The sequence below is a fragment of the Corallococcus sp. AB038B genome, from assembly GCF_003668955.1.
GTDB lineage: Bacteria > Myxococcota > Myxococcia > Myxococcales > Myxococcaceae > Corallococcus > Corallococcus exiguus.
In genome coordinates this window covers 50,924-71,806 of record NZ_RAWO01000012.1, presented here as the reverse complement: position 1 = coordinate 71,806, position 20,883 = coordinate 50,924, and the positions used below count along the sequence as shown (strand labels likewise).

Genomic DNA, 20,883 nt, shown 5'->3' with positions numbered 1-20,883 from the left:
CGTGCTCACTGCTGGTGGGCCCGCCGCTCGCGGTCCGCGAGCACCCGGTCCGCGGCGAACGCCGCCAGGACCGCCACCAGCGCCACGCACAGGAGCATCTCCGGCGGCAGCTTGAGACCGCTCGGGTCGCTGTAGTCGTACTTGCCGAAGTTCACCGTCCCCAATATCGGGTTGAGCAGGTTGAGCAACTCATCGTGCCCCTCCAGGTTCAGGAACACCGCCAGCAACGGCGGCACGCCGGCCCCCAGGACTCCCACCAGGACGTAGAGCAACCGCACCGACACCGGCGACGCGAACCGCCCCGAGCGAGGCATCCGCCCCAACAGCAGCGCCACCGACAGGTACAGCACCCCGTAGAGCGCCAGCGCCGCCTGCGCCATCCCCATCCGCAAGCTGCTCGTCGACCCATCCGACAGCCACAGCAACACCCCACAGCCCACCGCCCACCCCACGAGCAGCAGCACCGACAGCCGGAAGCCGCGCAGCGCCCCGGGCCTGAACAACGTCCACGCCCGAGTGCCCGCGCGCAGCGGCCGCGACTGCCCGTCCACGTCCGTCGCCATGAAGAGGGTGGCGAAGATGAGGTGCAGCCCTCCGAGGATGCCCATCACCCCGGGGATGTCGTCATCCCGGTCCATGAGCCACCACACCGCCGTCATCCCCACGAACGTCAGGAACACCTGCACCACCAACGCCCGCCGGGGATGGCGCGTGTAGTTCTCCGTCACGAGCGACAGCCGCGCCACCGCCGTCTCGAACACCAGCCACCCGTCCGACACGAGGAGCCAGAACGCCGCGCCCAGCCCCAGGAAGAAGCTCCGGTCGAACGAGAACCCGCTGCCACGCTCGTTCGTCACCACGAAGGTGAACGTCAGCGCCTGGAAGAACGTCACCACCAGCACGGCCACCAGCGCGAACCGCACCGCGGCCCGTCCCATCCGGCTGTCCGCCACCGTCGCCGCGCACACCGACACGAGCGTGAGGAACACCATCCACGCCCCGCCCAACATCAGCACCATCAGGATGGTGGGCAGGTCGATGCCGTTGAGGAAGTAGCTGAACAGCAGGAACGGCCCCACCGCCGACGCGTACAGCACCGCCTGCACCAGGAAGGACGCCACCTTGCCGCGCAGGATGCGCCGGGGTCCCAGCCCCGTGAGCAGGAGCAGCGACCACGTCTCGTCCTCGCGCTCGCGCGCCAGGGAGCGGTACGCGTTGAAGGGGATGAGGCCGAAGTGCACCAGCGCCAGGCACACGAAGAAGGAGAAGAAGTACGACCGCCCCTCGCGCGTGTACGTGCTGTCGTGCGTGTTCGCGAACGCGATGAGCGACAGCACCAGGCACGCCGCGAGCAGCAGCCCGAAGCTCACCCAGAAGACGCGCGTGCGCAGCCCCTGCCGCACCTCCTTCACCACCAGCGGGTTGAGCCGGTCGCCCCACTTCTCCCAACGGTCGGACACCGCGGCGGGAACCCCCGGCGAGGGGGCGGACTCGGCCGCGCCCGACGCGGGACTTGCTTGCGTGCTCACGCCACCCTCCCCTTTGTCACCGTCATGAACGCGTCCTCGAGATTGCGCTCGCGCGGGCTGAACGCGCACACCGGCAGCCCCTGCGACACCAGCGCCGCGAGCAGCGCCGCCGCGGCCGCTTCCGTCTGCGCAGGCCCCGCGTCCGCCTCCAGCTCCAGCCGCACGCGCAGCGCGCCGCCCTCGCGAGCCACGTCCTTCACGCGCGGCTGCTCCAGCAGCGTGCGCTCCGTGCGAGACCACAGCGCCTCGCCCTCGTCGCCCTGCGCCGCCAGCCGCACCGTCAGCTCCATCACGCGGGACGGGCCCGCGCTCTGGCGCAGCAGGTCCTCCACCTTGCCCTGGGCCAAGAGGCGCCCCTGCTCGATGATGACGCAGCTGTCGCAGATCTCCGCCAGCTCCGTGAGGATGTGGCTGGAGATGATGACCGCCTTGCCCTGATCCGCCAGCGCACGCAGCAGCTCCCGCAGCTCGATGCGCGCGCGTGGATCCAATCCGTCCGCAGGCTCGTCCAGGAGCAGCAGCCGAGGGTCGTGGAGCAGCGTGCGCCCCAGGGCCACGCGCTGGCGCATGCCCTTGGACAGCTCCGTGGTGAGCTTGTGCGACAGCGGCCCCAGCCCCGTGAACTCCATCACCGAGTCCACCCGCTGCTTGCGCTGCGCGCCCTTCAGTCCGTACGCGCGCGCGAAGAAGTCCAGGAACTCCCTCACGGTGACGTCGTCGTAAGTACCGTAGCGGTCCGGCATGTAGCCCAGCAGCGGCCGGGCCCGGTCCGGCGCGTCCACCAGCGACGTGCCGTCCAGCAGCACCGTGCCCGCGGTGGGCACGTCCAGCGTGGCCAGGATGCGCAGCGTGGTGCTCTTGCCCGCGCCGTTGGGTCCGATGAAGCCCAGGATGCCGCCGGCCTCCAGCGAGAACGACACGTCGTCCACCGCGCGCAGCGCTCCGTAGTCGCGCCGCAGCCCCTTCACCTCCAGCAGGCTCATCGTCGTGCCTCCTCGACCTGACCGCGCACCACGTGCAGCGCGGCATCCAGCTCCACGTCCAGAGCCGCCGTGGGCGTGAAGCCACGCCCGCCCAGCCGCGCCACGAACGCCCCGTCCTCCAGCTCCTGAATCATGGGCGCCACCGCGTCCTGGAAGCGCATGCGTTGCTCGTGCGCCAGGCCCAGCAGGTCCACGTCCCCGGGCTCCGCCTCCTCCGGCGGAGCCAGCCCCTCCGCGCCGTCCGCCAGCTCCGGCAGGACATAGAGCTGGCCGTCCAGCTTCAACGTGCCGCCCATCAAGGGAGCCCCCAGCGCGTTCTGCACCTGCACGCCACCGTCGGTCTTGTGCGCCGTCAGCCGCGCGCGCGAGGGAACCACGGCGACCTCGCCCCACTCGCGGTAGCTGCGCGAAGACAGGAAGCTGTTCTTCACCACCAGCCCGTTCGTCCAATCCAGGAGGCGCGGCGGATCCTCCAGGCCCGTCGAGGACGACGGGGCCAGCAGCACGCTGGAGGCGGGCATGCGCACGCTGTCCTCCGCGAGGTTCGCGTACCAGGCGTTGAGGCCCACCGTCACCGCGCGGGACCGCTCGCGGTCCAGCAGCGTGAGGCTGTAGCGCGCGGCGTGCACGCTGAAGCCATCCACCAGCACGGACCACGCCACCAGCCCCAGGCTCGTGAGGAGCGCCAGCGTGGGCACGGCGATGAGCACCGCCAGCGGCCCCTTGCGCCGGGCGAGCACCCACCCGCCGGGCCCCACCGCGAGCACGAAGAGGAAGATGAGCAGCAGGAATCGTCCCACGGGCGCACGGGCGCTCGACAGCAGCGGCAGGCGCCCATCGATGAGCATGCTGTAGCGCTCCCAGCGAGGCGGCGGGCCCGCGGGCTCCACCACGGCCGGCGACCGCTCCGTGTCCTCCCAGAGTCGGAAGCCGCAGCCCGGGGTCTGCTTCCGGCAGTCGCGGAACTGGCGCACGAAGCCGAAGCCGTAGGGTGACAGCTCCGCCTTCCCATCCTGGAGCAGCGGGAAGCGCAGGCGCGGATTCGCGGGGGGCTGGTCGAGCACCAGCTTTCCGCCGGTCACGGCGAACGTCTCCAGCACCGCCCAGACGTCGTCCGGCACCTGGTCCGCCGGCACCGCCACCAGCACCGCGTCGTAGCCCGCGTAGGCCGCCAGCTCGCGCGGCGCGGTGCGCGGATCCACGAAGCGCGTGGCGACGAGCGGCTCATTGTTCTCCGGCGCGCGGCTCAGGCCGGTCGCGGCTTCGAAGGCCTTCACGTCGCCCAGCACCATCACGCGGGCCCCCCTGTAACTGTCCAGGTAGAAGCCCCGGGACGCGGTGGCCATCCCGGGCGAGTCCAGGTTGAGGGTCCCCGACTGCAGGTCCGCGGGCATCAGCAACCACGTGACAGTGCGCTCGCGGGGGCCCAGCTCCAGCGAGCGCTCCATGACTCGCCCCTGCGAATAGATGGACAGACGCACCGGGCGCGGCTGGCCGCCGTTGTTGTGCACCGTCACCTGGATGGGCGTGTAGCCCCGGTTCGGCACGAGCGTGACGACGCGCACGCTGGCCTTGAGGTCGCCCTCGGTGGGGAGGTTCTCCGTCGTCTCCACCACCTCGCGGTAGCCGCTGGCTTGGGACGCCTCTTCCCGCGCCTCCACCGCCTTTGGAGGGCTGGTGGCGAACGCCGCCGTCCCGCCGGGAACGCCCGGCAGGCCCGTCCAGAGCAGGGCTCCCATGAGCACGGCGAAGGTCAGGTGCGCGGGGCTAGCCACGGGGCACCTCGGGCGTGGCCTTGAGCAGCTCGCGCACCACGTCCGGCGCGGTCACCTTCTCCAGCGACGCCTCGTAGGCCAGCACCAGGCGGTGGTTGAGGGCGGCGGGCGCCGAGGCAACCACGTCATCGAAGCCCACGTTGGGCCGGCCTTCGAGCAGCGCGCGAGCACGGCCCGCGGCGGCCAGGGCCAGCGCCGCGCGAGGGCTCGCACCGAAGCGCACGAAGCGGCGCACAGGCTCCGGAGCGGAAGGCTGGCGCGGGTCGGACGCCTCCACCAGCCGGCCGATGAAGTCCGCTACCGGGCCGGGCAGGTGCACGCGGTCCACGGCGGCGAACAGGCGCGACAGGCCCTCCGCGTCCAGCACCGGCTCCTGCGCGGGAGGCGCGCCACGCACGCGCGTGGTGAGCAGGGTGCGCAGCGTCTTGGCGCCCACGGGCGGCACGAGGATGCGGAAGAGGAAGCGATCCAACTGCGCTTCGGGCAGCGGGTACGTGCCTTCGAGCTCGATGGGGTTCTGCGTGGCGAGCACGAAGAAGGGGTCGGGCAACGGCCGCGTCTGGCCCAGCACCGTCACCGACCGCTCCTGCATGGCCTCCAGCAGCGCGGACTGCGTCTTGGGGCTGGAGCGGTTGATTTCGTCCGCGAGCACGAGGCTCGCGAAGAGAGGGCCCTCGCGGAAGACGAAGTCGCGGCGCGATTCGCCCTCCAGCACGTAGGTGCCGGTGATGTCGCCGGGCAGCAGGTCGGGGGTGAACTGGATGCGGCGGAAGGGCAGCGCCAACAGCCGCGCCAGGGCCTTGCACAGCTCCGTCTTGCCCAGGCCGGGCAGGCCCTCCAGGAGCACGTGGCCCCGGGCGAGCACCGCTGTCACGACCTGCTCGACGACCGTCTCCTGGTCGAGCATCACCTGGTTGAGCCCGGACTTGAGCCGGGACGCCACGTCCGCCGCGCCCTGCGCTTCGGCGGGACTCAGAAGCTCCGCTGCCACGTCGTTTCCCCCTTCTGGACTACGGACCACCGAAGTACCGCTTCACCAGGTCGCGGTTGCGAGGCAGCAGCGGACCGGAGGTCGGTCCCGCCGTCGCATCGCCCTTCGCGCCCGTGCCCTTCGCGCTGGACGGCCCCGCCTGCCCCGTGCGGGCCTGCGGATCCGCTGCGCGAAGGCCCCACAACTCCTCCGCATCGCCGCCATTGCCATCCGGTAGCGGCTGGAACGCGAGCCGGTTCGGATCCATCTCCGCCTCGCCGCCGAAGACGACCGGCTGGCTCTCCCCGCCCCGGCTCACGCCCGCGCCCTCACCCTTGCCCTGCCGCGTGTTCCGGCTCGCATGCTGACTGCCCTGCTGGCCCTCGCCGTCGCCCTCTTCCCCGTCACCTTCGCCCTGCCCATCCTGGCCCTGGCCTTGCCCCTTCTGGCCCTGACCCTTCTGTCCCTGTCCGGACTGCTGCCGCCGGGTGGGACGCCGGGCCTGGGCGCCGCGGTTCCTTTGTGAGGCGTTTTCCTCTCCAAAGCGCTGGGCCAGCGACTGCTGCCGACGCTCCAGTGTGCGGCGCAGGTCAGCGATCTGATCCGGAGAGCCGGAGGCCTGGGCGCGAGCGGAAGCACGGGCCTGGGCCTCGCGGGCCGACGGATCGCCGGAGCCCTGCTGCTGTGAGCCCTGCTTGTCGCCGCCCTGTTCCCCCGTGCCCTGCGCCTGCGAGCCCTGCTGCTCGCCATCCTGTTCACCAGCACCCTGGCCCTGGGAGTTCTGCTCGGACGCGGAAGCCGCCTGCTCACCAGTGGCGTCGTCCTCCGAGGTCCCGCTGGCACGCGCATCGAGCGCCATCAGCGCCTGCTCCAACGACTCGCGCTCACGGGTGGCGGCCTCGGCACCGCCAGCGGCGGCGAGCGCGTCCTCCAGTTCAGCGGCGGCCTCGGAGGCGCGGTTGAGCTCGGCGGCGGCCTCGGAGGCGCGTTCAGCGAGCCGTTTCTCCAGAGCATCCGCGGCTTCCCAATCCGCGGAGTCGAAGCGGCCCTGCGCGACTTCTTCCGACAGCCGGCGCAGCTCCTCCTCGACATCGGGGCCCAGGGGCTCCTCACGAGCCAAAGCCTCGGCCTGCGCCTGCACGGCGGCGACCTGGGTCGCGGCGGCGGCGTTGATGTTCGACGTGCGCAACGCCGGAAGCGGAACGAGGAACCCCACGGCGAGGAACAGGAGCGCACCCAAAAGCGCGCCCACGGGCCGGCGCCAGGGAACCTCCGGAGGCTTCACCTGCTGGGCGAACTGGTTGAGGCTCAGCTCCCACTCGCCAACGGGACGCTCCAGCCGCGTGAGCAGCAGGCCGCCAGCGTTGGCGGAGCGGTCCGCGAGCACCGCCGCGTACTCCAACGACACGCCACGCGAACGGGCACGAACAAACCACCACGCCAGCCCCGCGATGACGAGCGGAGGCACGGCCCAGACAGCCAGGTCGCGCAGCAGCAACCGTGACAGCACGCAAGCAGTGGCCATGGCCCAAAGAGGGGCGATGCCCGCGCCACTCCAGGCGACCCCGTTGAGCCGCCGCTGCACGCGCCGGATGGGCGCGAGCACGAGAGACTGGAAGCGGCGTTCGTCACTGGCGGCCATGCGTGGAAGCCAGTGTCGGACACCCGGCCCACCGTTCACAAGCGACGCCCGGGAACGGTCGAATCCCGCCGTGGACGGTCGCCCGTCCGACTCCAGCTGTCGAGAAACCGCGAAACCCGAGCGGACCTCCAAAGGCGGCGGTTAGTGTGCCGCCCCCTATGAACTTCCGATTCCTTGGTCGCAGCGGTCTGAAGGTCAGCGAAATCTCCTTCGGCAACTGGCTCACCCACGGCTCCCAGGTGGAGGAGGACGCCGCCATCGCGTGCGTGAAGGCGGCGCTCGACACGGGCATCACCACCTTCGACACCGCCGACGTCTACGCCGGTACCAAGGCCGAAGCCGTGCTCGGCCGCGCCCTCAAGGGCCAGCGCCGTGAAGGCTACGAGCTGTTCACCAAGGTCTACTGGCCCACCGGCCCCGGCCAGAACGACCGCGGCCTGTCTCGCAAGCACATCATCGAGTCCATCCACGGCTCCCTGCGCCGCCTGCAGACGGACTACGTGGACCTCTACCAGGCCCACCGCTTCGACGCGGAGACGCCCCTGGAAGAGACCATGCTCGCGTTCGCGGACATCGTCCGCCAGGGCAAGGCCCTCTACATCGGCGTCTCCGAATGGACCGCCGAGCAGATCGCCGCTGGCGCCAAGCTCGCCCGCGAGCTGCGCGTGCCCTTCATCTCCAACCAGCCGCAGTACTCCATGCTCTGGCGGGTCATCGAGTCCAAGGTCATCCCCACCTCCGACGCCGAAGGTCTGGGCCAGATTGTCTGGTCCCCCATGGCCAAGGGCGTGCTCAGCGGCAAGTACCTCCCCGGCAAGCCCCCGCCCGCGGACACCCGCGCCGCCACCCCGGGCTCGCAGTTCATGACCAGCTTCATGACCGACGACGTGCTCACCCGCGTCCAGCAGCTCAAGCCGCTGGCCCAGGAAGCAGGCCTGTCGATGGCGCAGCTCTCCATCGCCTGGGTGCTCCAGAACAAGAGCGTCTCCTCCGCCATCATCGGCGCGTCCAAGCCGGAGCAGGTGCTCGACAACGTGAAGGCCACCGGCGTGAAGCTCGACGCGGAGCTCATGCGCCGCATCGACTCCATCCTCGGCCCCGTCGTGGAGCGCGATCCCGCGCAGACCACCAGCCCCAACCGCCGACCCTGAAAACGCGCTCATCCACCCGGCGGGCAGGCGCTCCGACGCCCGTCCCGCCTGGTGCCTGGGATATGACATCCGCGCCCTGGTTTCGCCGCGCCCGTCCAGTGGCGCGCGACAGCGGGGTGAACTCCACCCCGTTCCATTTGACTTTTAAGTTGGGGGGAACAAGAGACTGCGCCGCGCGTTAACGCGGTCCCACTCTTGAACCGGGCTTTCCCCACATGACGTCCTTCTTCCTCCTGGCCCAGGCGGCCCAACCCGAACTCGGATGGTTGAGCAGCAAGCTGCTCGGGGTGACGTTGGGCAGCGCCGAGTGGGTGCTCTGGCTGCTCGTGTCGCTGTCCATCATCTCCATCGCGGTGATGCTGGAGCGCGCCGTCTACTTCTCGCGCCACCGGCTGGCCAACTCGGAGGCCCTGGCGGTGCGCCTGGCGCGCGGCGAGTTCGACGCCGTGGCCGGTGAAGTGAAGAACCAGAAGGGCATGGAGGCCTCCGTCATCCGCGAGGCCCTGGCCTCCGCGCAGCAGGGCCCCGACACCGTGGAGCAGGTCATCGCGTCCACCGTCGCCCGCGAGCGTCCCCAGTACGAGCGCGGCCTGTCCATCCTGGGCACGCTGGGCAACAACGCCCCGTTCATCGGCCTGTTCGGCACGGTGCTCGGCATCATCAAGGCCTTCAACGACCTGGGCGCCATGAATGCCAAGGGCGGCGCCATGCAGCAGACGGTGATGGCCGGCATCTCGGAGGCGCTCGTCGCCACCGCCGTGGGCCTCGCCGTCGCCATCCCCGCCGTGGTCGCCTTCAACATCTTCAACCGCCAGCTGAAGACGCTCACCAGCCGCACCACCGCCCTGGGCCACGCGCTCGTGGGCGCCATGAAGGCGCGCAAGCCGGGCGCCGCGGGGGGCAACTAGCCCATGGCCGGCGGCGCGAACGACAGCGACGAGGAAATCTCCGGCATCAACGTCACCCCGCTGGTGGACGTGGTGCTGGTGCTGCTCATCATCTTCATGGTCACCGCGAACTTCATCGTCCGCGAGACGGTGGAGGTGGACCTGCCCCGCGCCGCCAATGGCGGTGAGACGGTGCAGGGCCTGGTGAACGTCGTCCTCGACAAGGAGGGCAAGCTCTACTTCGACGGCGCCGAGGTGACGGAAGCGGACCTGTCCCGCCGCGTGACGGAAGCCGTGGCCAAGGACAAGGACACGCGCGCCATCATCAGCGCGGACCAGACGCTCGCCTACGGCCGCGTGATGCGCCTCATCGACGTGGTGAAGGGACAGGGCATCGCGAAGTTCGCCCTCAACATCGAGAAGGACGCTGGCCCCTCCCGGGCAGCGCCCGCCACGCCCTGACGAGGCTTCGCAACAATGAGCCAGGCGGTCCTCGAATCCTCTTCCCTGCCCCAGCGCGACCGCTCCACGCGGTTCTTGCTCGTGTTCGTCCTCGTGTCGCTCGCGCTGCACGGGGTGGGCTTCGGTCTTCTCTCCACCCTGGAGGGCCGCAAGCTCGCGTCCATCCAGAAGCCGGTGGAGCTGGTCATGGTGGAGGTGCAGAAGCCTCCGCCACCGCCGCCTCCGGAGGAGAAGCCGGAGGAGCCCAAGCCGCCGCCTCCCCCGAAGGTGAAGGTGAAGCCGCCGCCCATCAAGGTCGCGGAGGCGCCCAAGCCCCCGCCCCCGACGGAGGCCCCGCCGCCGCCCAACGACACGCCACCGCCGCCGTCCGCCAAGCCGCCGCCGCTCGTGGTGGGCATGACCATGTCGTCCACCACCAGCGCGGGCTCCTTCGCCGCGCCCGTGGGCAACACCGCCTACGGCAAGGCCAACGGCACCGCGAAGGCGCCCCAGGACGTGAAGGGCTACTCCGCGCCCAAGTACGTGCCCGTGTACCAGGTGGACACGGAGCCTTCCGTCGCGTCCGAAGTGAAGATTCCCTACCCGGACGAGGCGCGCCGCGCGGGCATCGAGGGCACCGTCACGCTCTCCATCACCATCGACGCGGAGGGCAAGGTGAGCAACGTGAAGGTCATCTCCGGGCCCGGCTACGGCCTCAACGAGGCCGCGCGTGACGCCATCCGCCGCTTCCGCTTCAAGCCCGCCATCAAGGGCGGCGAAGCGGTGGCCACGGAGATGAAGTACTCGTACACGTTCCTGCTGGACTGAGTGCACGCGCCCCGGAGCCTTGGGCCCGGGGCGATGCGCCTACTGCGTCTTGAGCGCGCGGCGCATGATGTCGCGCAGCGCCGCCAGGTCCTCGTCCGGCATCGCGGCGATGAGGGGCGGCGGCGAGCTCAGCCGCGCCATCAGCCGACCGCGCAGCTCCGCGCCAGCCTCCGTCAGCACCAGCATCTTCACGCGGCGGTCCTGCTCGCTGCTCTTGCGCTCCACCAGCCCGCGCGCCTCCAGCCGGTCCACCAGCCCCGTCACGTTGGACGCATCACACGACAGGTAGTTGGCGAGCGTGCTCATGGCGAGCGCTCCCTCGCCCAGCTGCCTCAACACGTGCGCCTGCACGGGGGACAGGTCGAACTCCGCCGCCAGCGCGGGGAAGTTGCGCATGTGCGTGTGCAGCAGCTCGAAGAGGAGCGTCCACGCCTGCTCCGGCAACCCACTCCCACCCTCCGACAGGTCGGTGGTGGCCGCCGACCGGCGTGTCACCTGCTCGCTAGGACCGTCGCTGAAGCCATTCATAGTGAATTTACGTTAAGTCATCGGACGCACATAAACAATTGACATCATCAACCATTGACCGCTACTACATTCCGCATATTCCAACATCCGACAGTGCGGAGTACTTTCACGAGGCTCCGGGGTCGGGTAGAGGACGCAACGCAGTCGTCCATTGGACGGATCCGCCTCGCGCTCCCGCGGGTCGGTGAGGAGGTCGAAGCGGTATGAGTACCTTTCTGGCGCTGTCCCTGTCGGCCACCCTGGCAGCGGCGCCCGTACTGACGCTGGATGAGGCACTGGAGTCCGCCCGCCAGCAGAACCTCGATTTGAAAATCGCCCAGGAGCGCTTCGAGCAGGCATCGCTCGCGACGCGCAAGGCCTGGTCGGGCTACCTGCCCACCATCACCGCTGGGGCCTCCATCACGCGCAACAACGTGGCGGCCATCATCCCGGCAGGCCCCATCGCCCCGGTGGACATCACCATCCAGCCGCTCATCCAGAAGGGTGCGCAGCTGGAGGCGCGGCAGGCCATCATCGCGCCGCAGCTGTGGGCGGGCATCGCGGCCTCCTACAAGTCCGTGCAGCTGGCGGAGCTCAACACGCAGACGGCGCGCCGGCAGGTGCTCTTCGGCGTGGCGCAGGCGTACTACGGCGCCGCGGCGCAGCAGGAAGCCCTGCGCGCGCAGGAGCGGCTGCTGGAGCTGAACCAGGCGCGGGAGAAGGACACCCAGGCCCGGTTCGACGCGGGCACGGTGACGCGCGTGGCGCTGCTGCGCGCCCAGCTGGACCGCTCCCGCGCGGAGCAGGACCTGGTGCGCGCGAAGAACGCGCTCGCGGGCCTGAAGCTGGCGCTGGGCACGCTCATCCAGCGCGAGCCGGAGTTCGACCTGGCCCCGCCGCCGGAGCCGACGGTGCCCGCGCAGGCGTCGCCGGACGACCTGGTCAACCAGGCCATCCAGGAGCGCTCGGACGTGCAGGCCGCGGAAGTGGGCCTGAAGCTCAGCCGCATCAACAAGACGGGCGTCATCCTGAGCTACCTGCCCACGTTGGGCGTGACGGGCGCCTACCGCATCGCGAACGCGGCGGGCTTCACCGGCCAGAACGAGACCTGGGCCATCACCTTCGGCGCCAGCTGGACGCTGTTCGACGGCGGCCTGCGTGAGGCGAACCTCTCCGAGGCGTCGTCGCGCGTGCGTGAAGCCACCGTCACCCAGGTGCTGGCGCAGGCCCGCGTGAAGGAAGAGGTGCGTCGCTCCAAGCTGGACCTGGAGAACGCGCTGGCCAACCGCTCCAAGGCCGAGGAGGCCCTGGAGCTGGCGCGCGAGTCCAACCGCCTGACGGACGTGAGCTTCAAGGCGGGCGTCGCCACCTACCTGGAGGTCGCGGACGCCAACACCGCGCTCACCAACGCGGAAGTGGGCTTCGTGTCCGAGCGCCTCCAGGCGTCGCTCGCCGCGCTGCGCCTGCTCAACTCGCTGGGCTCCTTCGAGTCCGGTTCGGTGAAGAAGGACGCGGCCGCCCTGGGTGCGCAGCCTGGCGCGGGCGCGCCGAAGTCCGAGCAGCCCGCGCAGGAGCAGCCGGCTCCGCAGCAGCCCGCGCCCCAGCAGTAGGCGCGGTGTGAGGTGCAATTCCCGGCGCCCGCTCCAGGGCGCCGGGTCCCCTGCCCTCCCGGGCGGGAAGCAGGTGCTTCGTTGTGGGGGTCCATCACCGGCCCCACCCTCCTCTGTAGGACCCGTTCCACGAGGAGGGAACCATGGCGGATGAATCCTGGGGCAACTGCAAGAACTGTCGGTTCTTCGCGGGCAACAGCGACGAGCCGAGCGAAGACGCGACGCAGAGCTGCAACCAGCCAGAGCTCCAGCAGTTCGCGCTCGTGGTCTCCGGCAACAGTGGCTGCAACGCCTACGAAGCCCGCACCGGCGAGACGGTGCCCGCCTACGAAGAGCCCGCGCCGATGCACTGAGGATCCGCGTGCCTTACCGGTCCTCGCGATGCCACGGCGGCCCTGTCGTTCAGGTGCCGGTGGCGTCGCGGACCTGGGGCAGCGCCGGCTCAGGCGGGTGCGCGTAGTAGATGCGCTCCATGAGCTTGCGCTGGTGCACGAGCGGCTTGTCGTACTTGTCCAGCCGCATGCCCTTGTGGCTGTAGGGCGTGTCCGCCACGGTGGGGATGAAGCGCGCGTCATCGCGCACCTCCCACCAGGTGAGCCCCAGCGCGGCCTTCGCCGCCGCCGGCAGCAGGGGCCTCAGCGCGGGCACCGTCGTGCGCAGGAAGGAGAAGACGTGCAGGCGCGTGGTGCGCGCCGTCTCCGGCACGAAGAAGATATGCGCCTGCGTGATGAAGGGGCGCGGCGCTCCCGAGGGCTGGACCCAGCTGACGGTGTAGACGCTGCGCACCGGGTCGAAGCGCGTCACCCAGTCATTGCGGAAGAAGTCCCCCTTGCCCACCGCGAGCAGGCGCATGATGGGCGCGGGCCGCTGCGGGGCGCGGTAGTGCACCTCCGTGTGGTCCTCGTGGTTGTGCGCCTCGAACTCCACCGCGCCCGCCTGCGAGCCGTTCCACCCCAGCCGGGTGTGGACGAAGGGCGTGTGTTCGTCCTCGCTGAAGTTGTCGAGCGCCACGTGCAGCGGCGCCTGGAACAGCGTGGAGAACGTCCCGCCGAAGACGTAGTCACCGCTGGCGAGCTCCGGCATCGCGGACTCGGGCGTGTCCGCGTGCGCGAGCCAGAGGTAGCCGTGGCGCTCCACCACCTGGAAGCTCTTCGCCTCGCAGTGGCGCAGCTCCGGCTGGCTGGGGTTGGTGCCGTGGCCTTTCGAGTCGAAGCGCCAGCCATGGTACGGGCACTGGAGCTGACCCTCCTTCGTCACGAGGCCCTTCGACAGCGGTGCGAAGCGGTGCGGACACGCGTCGGACAGCGCCGCGGCCTTGCCGGCGGCGTCCCGGAAGAGCGCGTAGGCGTGGCCCGCAAGCTCCACGCGGACGGGCTGGCGGCGGAGCTGACGAGAGGGGAGCACCGGATGGAAATGCCTGACGACGTCGGGGGTAGGCTCCATGGCGCGCGCAGTATAACGGTCTGTCGCTGCGGACCCAGGTGGGTGGCATAGACTGCCCGGCCGTGAAAGCTCCCGTCCCTTCCCGCAGCCGTGTGCGCTGGTTCGCCGTGGCGACCATGGCCGTGCTGGTGGCGCTCGCCACGGGGGCATGGCTGTACGTGCGCGGCACACTGCCGGCGCCGGTGCCTCCGGCGGCCGGGCCCTTCAGCTACACGGACTACGCGCAGGCGCTGAGCCACGTGCGCCCCAGCGGGGACCTGGACTTCGAGGGCCTCCGGCGCGACCTCGCGGTGCTGGAGCGCTTCGTCGCGTCGCTCGCGGCGGTATCGCCGCACCGGAAGCCGGAGCTCTTCCCGTCGCCCGAGGACGGGCTGGCGTATTGGATCAACGCGTACAACGCGCTGGTGCTCCTGCAGCTCGTGGAGAACTACCCGAATGGCGTGGAGGCGTCCTGGTTCGGCCGCTTCTACTGGGGCCGCACGTGGCCGGTGGGCGGCGAGAGGCTGACGCTGTACGCCCTGGAGCAGCGCATCCTCCTGGGCGAGTACGCCGATCCGCGCGTGCACTTCGCCCTCTTCCGGGGGACTCGCGGCGGGCCCCGGCTGGACGGCGCGCCCTATCAGCCGGAGTTCCTGGACGCCCAGCTCAACGACGCCAGCCGCCAGTACGTGGGGGATGCGCGGAACGTGAAGCTGGAGGACAAGACCGTGCGCCTGGCGCGCCTGTTCGAGGACCGGAAGCAGGACTTCCTCAACGCGCTGCCGGAGGGCCGTGGAGGCAACGTGCTCCAGTTCGTCTGGGCCTTCCTGCCGGACACCTGCGAGGAGCGTCCGGGCTGCGACACACGCGGCGACCTGGACCGCGCCTGCGGTCCCGACCTGGACAAGTGCCGCATCGCCTTCGTTCCCGAGGACACCTCGCTGCCCGACGCCGCGAGCACCGCCGAGCGGCGCTGAGCTAGCGTCCCTCCATCGCGGACGAACACGCGGGAGGCAGCGGCGCATGACGATGGGAGCGGTGTGGCTGGCGACGTGGCTGGCGCTGGGGAGCGCGGACATGAAGTGGGAGCCGCAGACGAGCGGGACGACGGTGCGGCTGCGCGGCGTGAGCGCGGTGGACGGCCGCGTCGCGTGGGCCAGTGGCGACAAGGGCACGGTCGTGCGCACCACGGATGGTGGCAAGACGTGGACGCGGGCCCCCGTGCCGGATGCGGACGGGTTGGACTTCCGGGACGTGGATGCCTTCAGCGACCGCACCGCCTACGTGCTGTCCATTGGCGCGGGTGACAAGTCGCGCATCTACAAGACGACGGACGGCGGCGCGCACTGGACGCTCCAGTTCACCAACACCGTGCCCGGGGCCTTCTTCAACGGCATGGCCTTCTGGGACGAACAGCACGGCATCGCGTTCAGCGACCCCGTGGACAGGCACTTCGTCGTCATCACCACGGAGGACGGCGGCGCGACGTGGAAGCCCGTGCCGCAAGGGGCACTGCCGGCCGCGCTCGAGGGTGAAGCGGGCTTCGCGGCCAGCGGCACGAGCATCGCGGTGTACGGCAAGTCCCACGTCTGGTTCGGACTGGGGGGCTCCATCGCGCGCGTGTTGCACTCGGCGGACCGGGGGAAGACCTGGGGCATCGCGCCCACGCCGCTGGCCACGGGTGAAGGCGCGGGCGTGTTCTCGCTCTACTTCTGGAGCCCCATGGCGGGCGTCGCGGTGGGCGGCAACTACAAACAGCCGGAGGTGGCCACCGGCAACGCGGCGCTCACGCTGGACGCGGGCAAGCGCAAGTGGACCGTGCCGGGCACGCCGCCCGGGGGCTACCGCTCCTGCGTGGCGCCGTTCACGCCCGAGAAGAAGATGTGGCTCATCACCGTGGGGCCCACGGGTTCCGATGTGTCGAAGGACACAGGCAGGACGTGGGAGCCGCTGGACGCCACCGGCTTCCACGCCGTGTCCACGCCGCCTCGCAAGCAGGACACCGCCTGGGCCGTGGGTGAGGAGGGGCGCATCGCGAAGCTGGCCTTCACGGCGCCGAAGCAGCCGTAGCGCTCCGGCGTCCTTCCCACCGCGGAACAGCCATGCGTGGCGCGAGCCGCATCGCATGGCAGCGGCTTCGCGCCGCGAGCGCCCTGACGGGACCTGCATGGCGCGGGGGAGCAGGCTCCACCCGCGCCGGGTGCTTCACTTCACCAGCAGCGCCGCGCCGATGATGCCGCTGTCGTCGCCCAGCTCCGCGTCGGCGATGAGCAGGCCCTCGCGCGACACGCGGGACGACCACTGCTGCACGCCGTCCAGCACCAGCCGCTTGATGCCCGGGCAGTGCGTCAGCACGCCGCCGCCCAGCACCAGGCGCGACGGGTTGAGCACCGTCACGTAGTTGGCCACCGCGACCGCCAGGAAGTGCGCCGCACGGGCGTGGATCTCCTTGGCCTTCGCGTCACCCGCCTCCGCCGCCGTCTCCAGCGTCACCGGGGTGATGGTGTACGGGTCGCCGTTGGTCAGCTGCTCCAGCACGGGCGAGCCGCCGGACGCCAGCAGCTCCTTCGTCTGCGCGATGAGGTTGTGGCCGCCCGCGTACGCCTCCAGGCAGCCGTGCTCACCGCAGCCGCACAGCCGTCCGCCGGGCACCACCTTGATGTGGCCCAGCTCGCCCGCCACGCCGCCGCCGCCCTGCACCAGCCGCCCGTCCGCGATGATGGCGCTGCCCACGCCGGAGCCCACGAACACCACCAGGATGTCCTGGGCGCCGCGCCCCGCGCCCGCGTGCAGCTCGCCCCACGCCGCCGCGGACAGGTCGTTCACCACCTTCACGTCGAAGCCCAGCCGCTTCGTCAACATCGCCGCCAGCGGCACGTCACGCCAGCCCAGGTTGGGCGCCACGGAGATGACGCCCGTGTCCTTGTGGATCTGCCCCGCCGCGCCCACGCCGCAGCCGTCCACCTTCACGCCGGACTGCTTCACCGCCTCTTCCGCCGCCTGGGCGATGGTCTCCACCACGCCCTGCGGCTTGCGGTCCTGCACCGCGACCTTGGCGCTCGCGAGGATTTCACCCTTCCCATCCACCACCGCGGCCCGGGCGAACGTCCCGCCCAGGTCGATTCCCAGCGTCGGCATGTCCAGCTCCCTCCGTTACGTGCGTGTGCTTCGCGTGGAGCGCGAAAGGCTCAGGCGCCGACTTCCTTCTGCGCCTGGGCGACCGTCTTCTCGATGAGCGCCTGAATCTCCTTCACGCGGGCCTCCGTGCTGGCCTCGTAGCGCAGCACCAGGATGGGCTGCGTGTTCGACGCGCGGATGAGGCCCCAGCCGTCCTCGAACGTCACGCGCACGCCGTCCACGTCCACTACCTTGTGGCCCGCGTCACGCAGGATCTCCGTGGCGCGCTTCACCATCGCGAACTTCTTCTCCTCCGTCGTGTCGAAGCGCAGCTCGGGGCTGGCGAAGGTCTTCGGCACGTCGGAGAGCAGCTGCGACATGGACTGCTTCTCGTGCGTCAAAATCTCCAGCAGGCGCGCGGACGCGTACACCGCGTCGTCGAAGCCGAAGTAGCGGTGCTTGAAGAAGATGTGGCCGCTCATCTCGCCGGCCAGCTCCGCGTGCTCCTCCTTCATCTTCGACTTGATGAGCGAGTGGCCCGCCTTCCACATGATGGGCTTGCCACCGTGCTTCGCGATGTCGTCGTACATCGTGTAGCTGCACTTCACCTCGCCGATGATGGCCGCACCCGGGGACTCCTTCAGCACGTAGCGGCTGAAGAGCACCATCAGCTGATCACCCCAGAGCACGTTGCCCTGGTCGTCGATGACGCCGATGCGGTCGCTGTCGCCGTCGTACGCGATGCCGACCTCCGCCTTGACCTCCTTCACCTTCTTGATGAGGTCCTGGAGGTTCTCCACCACCGTGGGGTCCGGGTGGTGGTTGGGGAAGTCCGCGTCCATCTCGCAGAACAGGGGCACCACGTCGAAGCCCATGCTCTCGAACAGGGGCACCGCGATGGCGCCGCCCGTGCCGTTGCCCGCGTCGATGACGATCTTCATCCCCTTGCGGCCCACCTTCACCGTCTGACGGATGAAGTGGTTGTAGGGCGTGATGATGTCGAAGGGCGTGACCTTGCCGGGCTTGTTCGAGGTCGCGAAGTCCTTCGCCTCGATGAGGCGGCGCAGCTCCTTGATTTCGGGGCCGTGGAAGGTCGTCTTGCCGGCGCCAATCTTGAAGCCGTTGAACTCCTTCGGGTTGTGGCTGCCGGTGATCATCGCCAGGCCGTCCACGGGCAGCGTGTTCGCCGCGAAGTAGGTCAGCGGCGTCGGCACCACGCCCACGTCGTAGACGTCCAGGCCGGTGGCGGTGAGGCCCTTCGCGAGCGCGTCGCGGAAGCGCGTGGAGGACTCGCGGCAGTCGCGGCCCACCGCGATGGAGGTGCCGCCCTTGCGGCGGATCATGGTGCCCAGGCCCAGGCCCAGGAGCTCCACCACCTCGATGGTGAGGTCCTTGTCCACCAGGCCTCGGATGTCGTACTCGCGGAAGATGTGCGCGTTCATGGCAGTGTCCCCACCCTCGACAGGAACCGGGAGGGCGTAACGGAAGGCGTCGGACACTACACGAGCGGGCCCGGGGGCTGCACACGCCCGAACGAGCCCGGCTGACTGTTGAACGCCCGGCCCCTCCAGGCAGGGCGGAACCTACCCCCGGCAGGGGCTGATGGCCCCCATCAGACCATGGCCCCGGGGGCCTGGGCACCAGCTCCCGCTGGCACCCGCCGCAGCAGCGACTGGTAGTGCTTCAGCCAGGACGTGTTCAGCGGGTCCAGCTTGAGGGCCTCCGAGTAGCGCTCCAGCGCGGCGGGAACGGCCCGTTGGACCTCCAACGCATGTCCCTGGGTGAAGAGCGCACGGGCCTTCTTCTCCACCTCCGGACGGGCGGCGAGGAAGGCGCTGCGCAGGGCCTCCATGGTGGGCTCCGGGACGCCCGCGGCGACGCAGCGGGCAAGGCCGCCCACGTTGCCCCGGGTGGCGTCATAGCCCACGCGGGAGAGCGGATCGCCGAGCATCCGCTGCGCGGCCAGCACGCGCACGCGCAGGGCGTCCAGGGCCTGGCGCTGCACGGTGGGGAGCGGGCGGTGCTGGAAGGCGACCAGGCGGCGCAGGGCGGCCTGGGCGCGGCGGTGGATGTCACCGAAGTCGGCGTCGTGCTTCGCGCCCAGCAGCGTGTAGGGGTCCCGGGCGACGGCCTCCGCGCGGGACAGCATGCGGCCAAGCTCCCCGTCGGGCGCGGGCTCCGCGTCCTCCATGAGAGCGCGGGAGAGCAGCCGGCCCAGCGCGGGAAACTCGTCGGAGAAGTGGACGAAGACGCCCGCGGGCACGTTCCAGGTGCGCGCCTCGTCGAAGGTGACGTGGCGGACGACGTCGCAGGCGCCCAGGGCCGTCTCGCCCCGGAAGGACACCTCCACCGTTAGCCGTGCGGCGAGCGGGGGCAGTGAGCCCTGGCACTCGGCGAAGAGACCTTCAGGGGCGACGTCGCTCACGGAGACGGACTGGAGGACTTCGCCCGGCGTGAGGCCCAGGCGCACGCGCAGGTCCGTGGGCGCGTCCGTGCGAGGCGCGGAGGCCTCCAGGGGCGGCAGGGCGTTCACCAGCGGAATGGGCGCGTCGTCATGGACGACGTCCACCAACGGAATGGGCGGAGGCGACAGAATGGACACGGGCTCCAGCGACGGCGCCAGGGTCATGAACGGGATGGCCGCGGCGCCCAGCGTGGACGTGGAGTTCACCGAGGGCTGCGCCATGACGTCCAGGGGCGAGGCCGGATCCACCAGCAGGATGGGCGCAGCGGCCTGAAGGGAGTTCAGCGTGACGATGCCGAGCTTCATCGTCTTGGCCGGCGCGGTGGGCACGTAGCCCTCGGCCGGCAGCTCCGGTTCGGCGGACCCCAGCAGCGCCACGGCGGAAGCCCAGAACGCGGCCACCTCCGCGCGCATGTCCCCCTCACCGGGGCGGACGTTGGACGGCACGCCATGCGCCGCGCGCAACGCCGCATCCTCCACGGACGAGGCGGCCATGCCCCATTCAGGCACGTCCTCCACGATGTCGAAGTCGTCCGCCGCGTCGTGCGTCTCGGCAGGCGCCTTCGCCGTGGCGACCACCTCCACCGCATCGGACACATCCTCGGGAGCATCCGCGAACGCGTTGCGCACCGGTGCCTTCAGGCCCAGCGCCTCCGCGAGCGCGACGCGGAAGGCCCACGCGCTGTCGAACCGTTCCTCCGGCTTCGCGGCCAGCGCGCGCAGCAGCACGGTGGACAGCGCGGGCGGCACGTTCGGGTTGATGGCGTGAGGCGGGAACAGCGTCACGTCCGCGGAGCGCCCCAGGCCGAACGGCAGCCGGCCCGTCACCAGCAGGTAGCCCGCCACGCCCATCGCATGCACATCCGCGCGAGGGCTCCGGTTCATCCCCTCGCACTGCTCGGGAGCCATGAATGTGGGCGAGCCCACCGTCATGCCCTGCGTGCGCTCCTCCGGCGACAGCGCCGCTTCCCGCACCGCGCCCGCGCCGAAGTCCCGCACCCGCACGCGCCGCTCACCCTTCGCGTCGCGCGTGATGAACATCGAGTCCAGCGTGAGGTCCCCATGCACCAGACCCCGCGCGTGCGCCGCCTCCAGCCCCGCGAGCGCCTGATCCAACACCTCGCCCACCTCGGCCGGAGACAGCGGCAGGGGCATCGCGCTCAGCGACTCACCCTCCGGCGCCTCCTGCAGCACGCAGGGCAAACCTTGCGGACCGGGGCGCACGTCCAGCACGCGCGCCACGTGGCGGTGCACGACGTTGCGCTGCGCCAGCGCCTCCGCGATGAACCTCGCGCGCACGGCGGGACGGGCAGACAGGTGCGCGTGCAGCACCTTCACGGAGAAGCGGTGCCCGGTGGGCACGTACTCCGCCAGGTACACCGACGCCACCGCGCCCACCTCCAGCCGACGCTTCAGCATCAGCGGCCCGTGCCGCTGACCCTCCAGCGAATCCCCCGACACCGGAGGCCGGGCAGCGACGGGGCACGCCTCCCCATCCCGGTGTTCGCCCACGCAGCGCTTGCAGCCCATCGCCATCCCCGCCTGTCGCCCCGGAAA

18 protein-coding genes are annotated in these 20,883 nt (G+C 70.6%); 8 read left to right on the top strand and 10 right to left on the bottom strand.

What is annotated here, in order from left to right; all coding sequences use genetic code 11:
* Positions 1-5: 5 nt before the first annotated feature.
* Genes D7Y04_RS33550 through D7Y04_RS33530 form a run of 5 tightly spaced genes read right to left on the bottom strand, consistent with a single transcriptional unit; the run spans position 6 to position 6,899 of the window.
* Entirely contained in the window at positions 6-1,529 is a 1,524-nt protein-coding gene (locus D7Y04_RS33550) for an ABC transporter permease (RefSeq protein WP_199749775.1), read from the bottom strand.
* Positions 1,526-2,512: an ABC transporter ATP-binding protein gene (locus D7Y04_RS33545; RefSeq protein ID WP_121761940.1), complete on the bottom strand. Its 987-nt coding sequence runs from the start codon at positions 2,510-2,512 to the stop codon at positions 1,526-1,528. Before D7Y04_RS33545 ends, D7Y04_RS33550 begins: the two co-directional genes overlap by 4 nt.
* On the bottom strand, positions 2,509-4,287 hold the full coding sequence (locus tag D7Y04_RS33540) for a hypothetical protein (RefSeq protein WP_121761939.1): 1,779 nt from the start codon (positions 4,285-4,287) through the stop codon (positions 2,509-2,511). The genes D7Y04_RS33545 and D7Y04_RS33540 overlap by 4 nt, the downstream gene beginning before the upstream one ends.
* The gene (locus tag D7Y04_RS33535) at positions 4,280-5,278 is read right to left on the bottom strand and encodes a MoxR family ATPase (RefSeq protein WP_171809712.1); all 999 of its coding nucleotides are present in this window, start codon (positions 5,276-5,278) and stop codon (positions 4,280-4,282) included. The genes D7Y04_RS33540 and D7Y04_RS33535 overlap by 8 nt, the downstream gene beginning before the upstream one ends.
* 19 nt (positions 5,279-5,297) lie before the next feature.
* Positions 5,298-6,899: a hypothetical protein gene (locus tag D7Y04_RS33530; protein ID WP_121761938.1), complete on the bottom strand. Its 1,602-nt coding sequence runs from the start codon at positions 6,897-6,899 to the stop codon at positions 5,298-5,300.
* Between the two features lie 158 nt (positions 6,900-7,057).
* Here D7Y04_RS33530 and D7Y04_RS33525 point away from each other — a divergent pair, with 158 nt between their 5' ends.
* The 4 genes from D7Y04_RS33525 (at position 7,058) to D7Y04_RS33510 (ending at position 10,206) form a co-directional block, all read left to right on the top strand.
* Positions 7,058-8,050 carry an aldo/keto reductase family protein gene (locus D7Y04_RS33525; RefSeq protein WP_121755849.1) on the top strand — a complete coding sequence of 331 codons (993 nt, stop codon included), beginning with the start codon at positions 7,058-7,060 and terminating at the stop codon, positions 8,048-8,050.
* 215 nt (positions 8,051-8,265) lie between these two features.
* Positions 8,266-8,958: a MotA/TolQ/ExbB proton channel family protein gene (locus D7Y04_RS33520; RefSeq protein WP_120581012.1), complete on the top strand. Its 693-nt coding sequence runs from the start codon at positions 8,266-8,268 to the stop codon at positions 8,956-8,958.
* Between the two features lie 3 nt (positions 8,959-8,961).
* Positions 8,962-9,399 (top strand): biopolymer transporter ExbD, encoded by a 438-nt coding sequence (locus D7Y04_RS33515; RefSeq protein WP_120581013.1) that lies wholly within the window; start codon positions 8,962-8,964, stop codon positions 9,397-9,399.
* Between the two features lie 15 nt (positions 9,400-9,414).
* Positions 9,415-10,206 carry an energy transducer TonB gene (locus D7Y04_RS33510; protein ID WP_121761937.1) on the top strand — a complete coding sequence of 264 codons (792 nt, stop codon included), beginning with the start codon at positions 9,415-9,417 and terminating at the stop codon, positions 10,204-10,206.
* A gap of 39 nt (positions 10,207-10,245) precedes the next feature.
* On the opposite strand, the gene D7Y04_RS33505 is transcribed toward D7Y04_RS33510, so the two are convergent.
* A complete protein-coding gene (locus tag D7Y04_RS33505) occupies positions 10,246-10,734 on the bottom strand; it encodes a MarR family winged helix-turn-helix transcriptional regulator (protein ID WP_121761936.1) in 489 nt (162 codons plus the stop codon).
* 203 nt (positions 10,735-10,937) lie between these two features.
* On the opposite strand from D7Y04_RS33505, the gene D7Y04_RS33500 reads away from it, so the two are divergent.
* Together D7Y04_RS33500 and D7Y04_RS33495 are read left to right on the top strand one after the other, a co-directional pair.
* A complete protein-coding gene (locus tag D7Y04_RS33500) occupies positions 10,938-12,323 on the top strand; it encodes a TolC family protein (protein WP_120594795.1) in 1,386 nt (461 codons plus the stop codon).
* Between the two features lie 143 nt (positions 12,324-12,466).
* A complete protein-coding gene (locus D7Y04_RS33495; RefSeq protein WP_120594794.1) occupies positions 12,467-12,676 on the top strand; it encodes a hypothetical protein in 210 nt (69 codons plus the stop codon).
* Positions 12,677-12,725: 49 nt separating this feature from the next.
* Here D7Y04_RS33495 and D7Y04_RS33490 read toward each other — a convergent pair whose 3' ends face one another.
* On the bottom strand, positions 12,726-13,766 hold the full coding sequence (locus tag D7Y04_RS33490) for a Rieske 2Fe-2S domain-containing protein (RefSeq protein ID WP_120594793.1): 1,041 nt from the start codon (positions 13,764-13,766) through the stop codon (positions 12,726-12,728).
* 62 nt (positions 13,767-13,828) lie between these two features.
* Between D7Y04_RS33490 and D7Y04_RS33485 the strand changes: the two genes are divergently transcribed.
* Together D7Y04_RS33485 and D7Y04_RS33480 are read left to right on the top strand one after the other, a co-directional pair.
* Positions 13,829-14,722 carry a DUF547 domain-containing protein gene (locus tag D7Y04_RS33485; RefSeq protein WP_233601694.1) on the top strand — a complete coding sequence of 298 codons (894 nt, stop codon included), beginning with the start codon at positions 13,829-13,831 and terminating at the stop codon, positions 14,720-14,722.
* Positions 14,723-14,768: 46 nt separating this feature from the next.
* Entirely contained in the window at positions 14,769-15,815 is a 1,047-nt protein-coding gene (locus D7Y04_RS33480) for a YCF48-related protein (RefSeq protein WP_121761935.1), read from the top strand.
* A gap of 135 nt (positions 15,816-15,950) precedes the next feature.
* Here D7Y04_RS33480 and D7Y04_RS33475 read toward each other — a convergent pair whose 3' ends face one another.
* From D7Y04_RS33475 to D7Y04_RS45960, 3 genes are all read right to left on the bottom strand, one after another.
* Positions 15,951-16,883, bottom strand: a complete 933-nt coding sequence (locus D7Y04_RS33475; RefSeq protein ID WP_120594791.1) for an ROK family protein — start codon at positions 16,881-16,883, stop codon at positions 15,951-15,953.
* Between the two features lie 50 nt (positions 16,884-16,933).
* Positions 16,934-18,304, bottom strand: coding sequence for a phosphomannomutase/phosphoglucomutase (locus D7Y04_RS33470; protein ID WP_120594790.1), 1,371 nt, complete (start codon positions 18,302-18,304; stop codon positions 16,934-16,936).
* A gap of 170 nt (positions 18,305-18,474) precedes the next feature.
* Positions 18,475-20,856: a serine/threonine protein kinase gene (locus D7Y04_RS45960; protein ID WP_233601693.1), complete on the bottom strand. Its 2,382-nt coding sequence runs from the start codon at positions 20,854-20,856 to the stop codon at positions 18,475-18,477.
* Positions 20,857-20,883: the final 27 nt, after the last annotated feature.

Excerpts from the sequence above, each read along its gene's own strand:
- D7Y04_RS33505 (WP_121761936.1), bottom strand. The coding sequence starts at position 10,734 with ATGAATGGCTTCAGCGACGGTCCTAGCGAGCAGGTGACACGCCGGTCG.
- D7Y04_RS45960 (WP_233601693.1), bottom strand. The coding sequence starts at position 20,856 with ATGGGCTGCAAGCGCTGCGTGGGCGAACACCGGGATGGGGAGGCGTGC.
- D7Y04_RS33475 (WP_120594791.1), bottom strand. The coding sequence starts at position 16,883 with ATGCCGACGCTGGGAATCGACCTGGGCGGGACGTTCGCCCGGGCCGCG.
- D7Y04_RS33480 (WP_121761935.1), top strand. The coding sequence starts at position 14,769 with ATGACGATGGGAGCGGTGTGGCTGGCGACGTGGCTGGCGCTGGGGAGC.
- D7Y04_RS33510 (WP_121761937.1), top strand. The coding sequence starts at position 9,415 with ATGAGCCAGGCGGTCCTCGAATCCTCTTCCCTGCCCCAGCGCGACCGC.
- D7Y04_RS33520 (WP_120581012.1), top strand. The coding sequence starts at position 8,266 with ATGACGTCCTTCTTCCTCCTGGCCCAGGCGGCCCAACCCGAACTCGGA.
- D7Y04_RS33500 (WP_120594795.1), top strand. The coding sequence starts at position 10,938 with ATGAGTACCTTTCTGGCGCTGTCCCTGTCGGCCACCCTGGCAGCGGCG.
- D7Y04_RS33525 (WP_121755849.1), top strand. The coding sequence starts at position 7,058 with ATGAACTTCCGATTCCTTGGTCGCAGCGGTCTGAAGGTCAGCGAAATC.
- D7Y04_RS33515 (WP_120581013.1), top strand. The coding sequence starts at position 8,962 with ATGGCCGGCGGCGCGAACGACAGCGACGAGGAAATCTCCGGCATCAAC.
- D7Y04_RS33495 (WP_120594794.1), top strand. The coding sequence starts at position 12,467 with ATGGCGGATGAATCCTGGGGCAACTGCAAGAACTGTCGGTTCTTCGCG.
- D7Y04_RS33545 (WP_121761940.1), bottom strand. The coding sequence starts at position 2,512 with ATGAGCCTGCTGGAGGTGAAGGGGCTGCGGCGCGACTACGGAGCGCTG.
- D7Y04_RS33530 (WP_121761938.1), bottom strand. The coding sequence starts at position 6,899 with ATGGCCGCCAGTGACGAACGCCGCTTCCAGTCTCTCGTGCTCGCGCCC.
- D7Y04_RS33490 (WP_120594793.1), bottom strand. The coding sequence starts at position 13,766 with ATGGAGCCTACCCCCGACGTCGTCAGGCATTTCCATCCGGTGCTCCCC.
- D7Y04_RS33470 (WP_120594790.1), bottom strand. The coding sequence starts at position 18,304 with ATGAACGCGCACATCTTCCGCGAGTACGACATCCGAGGCCTGGTGGAC.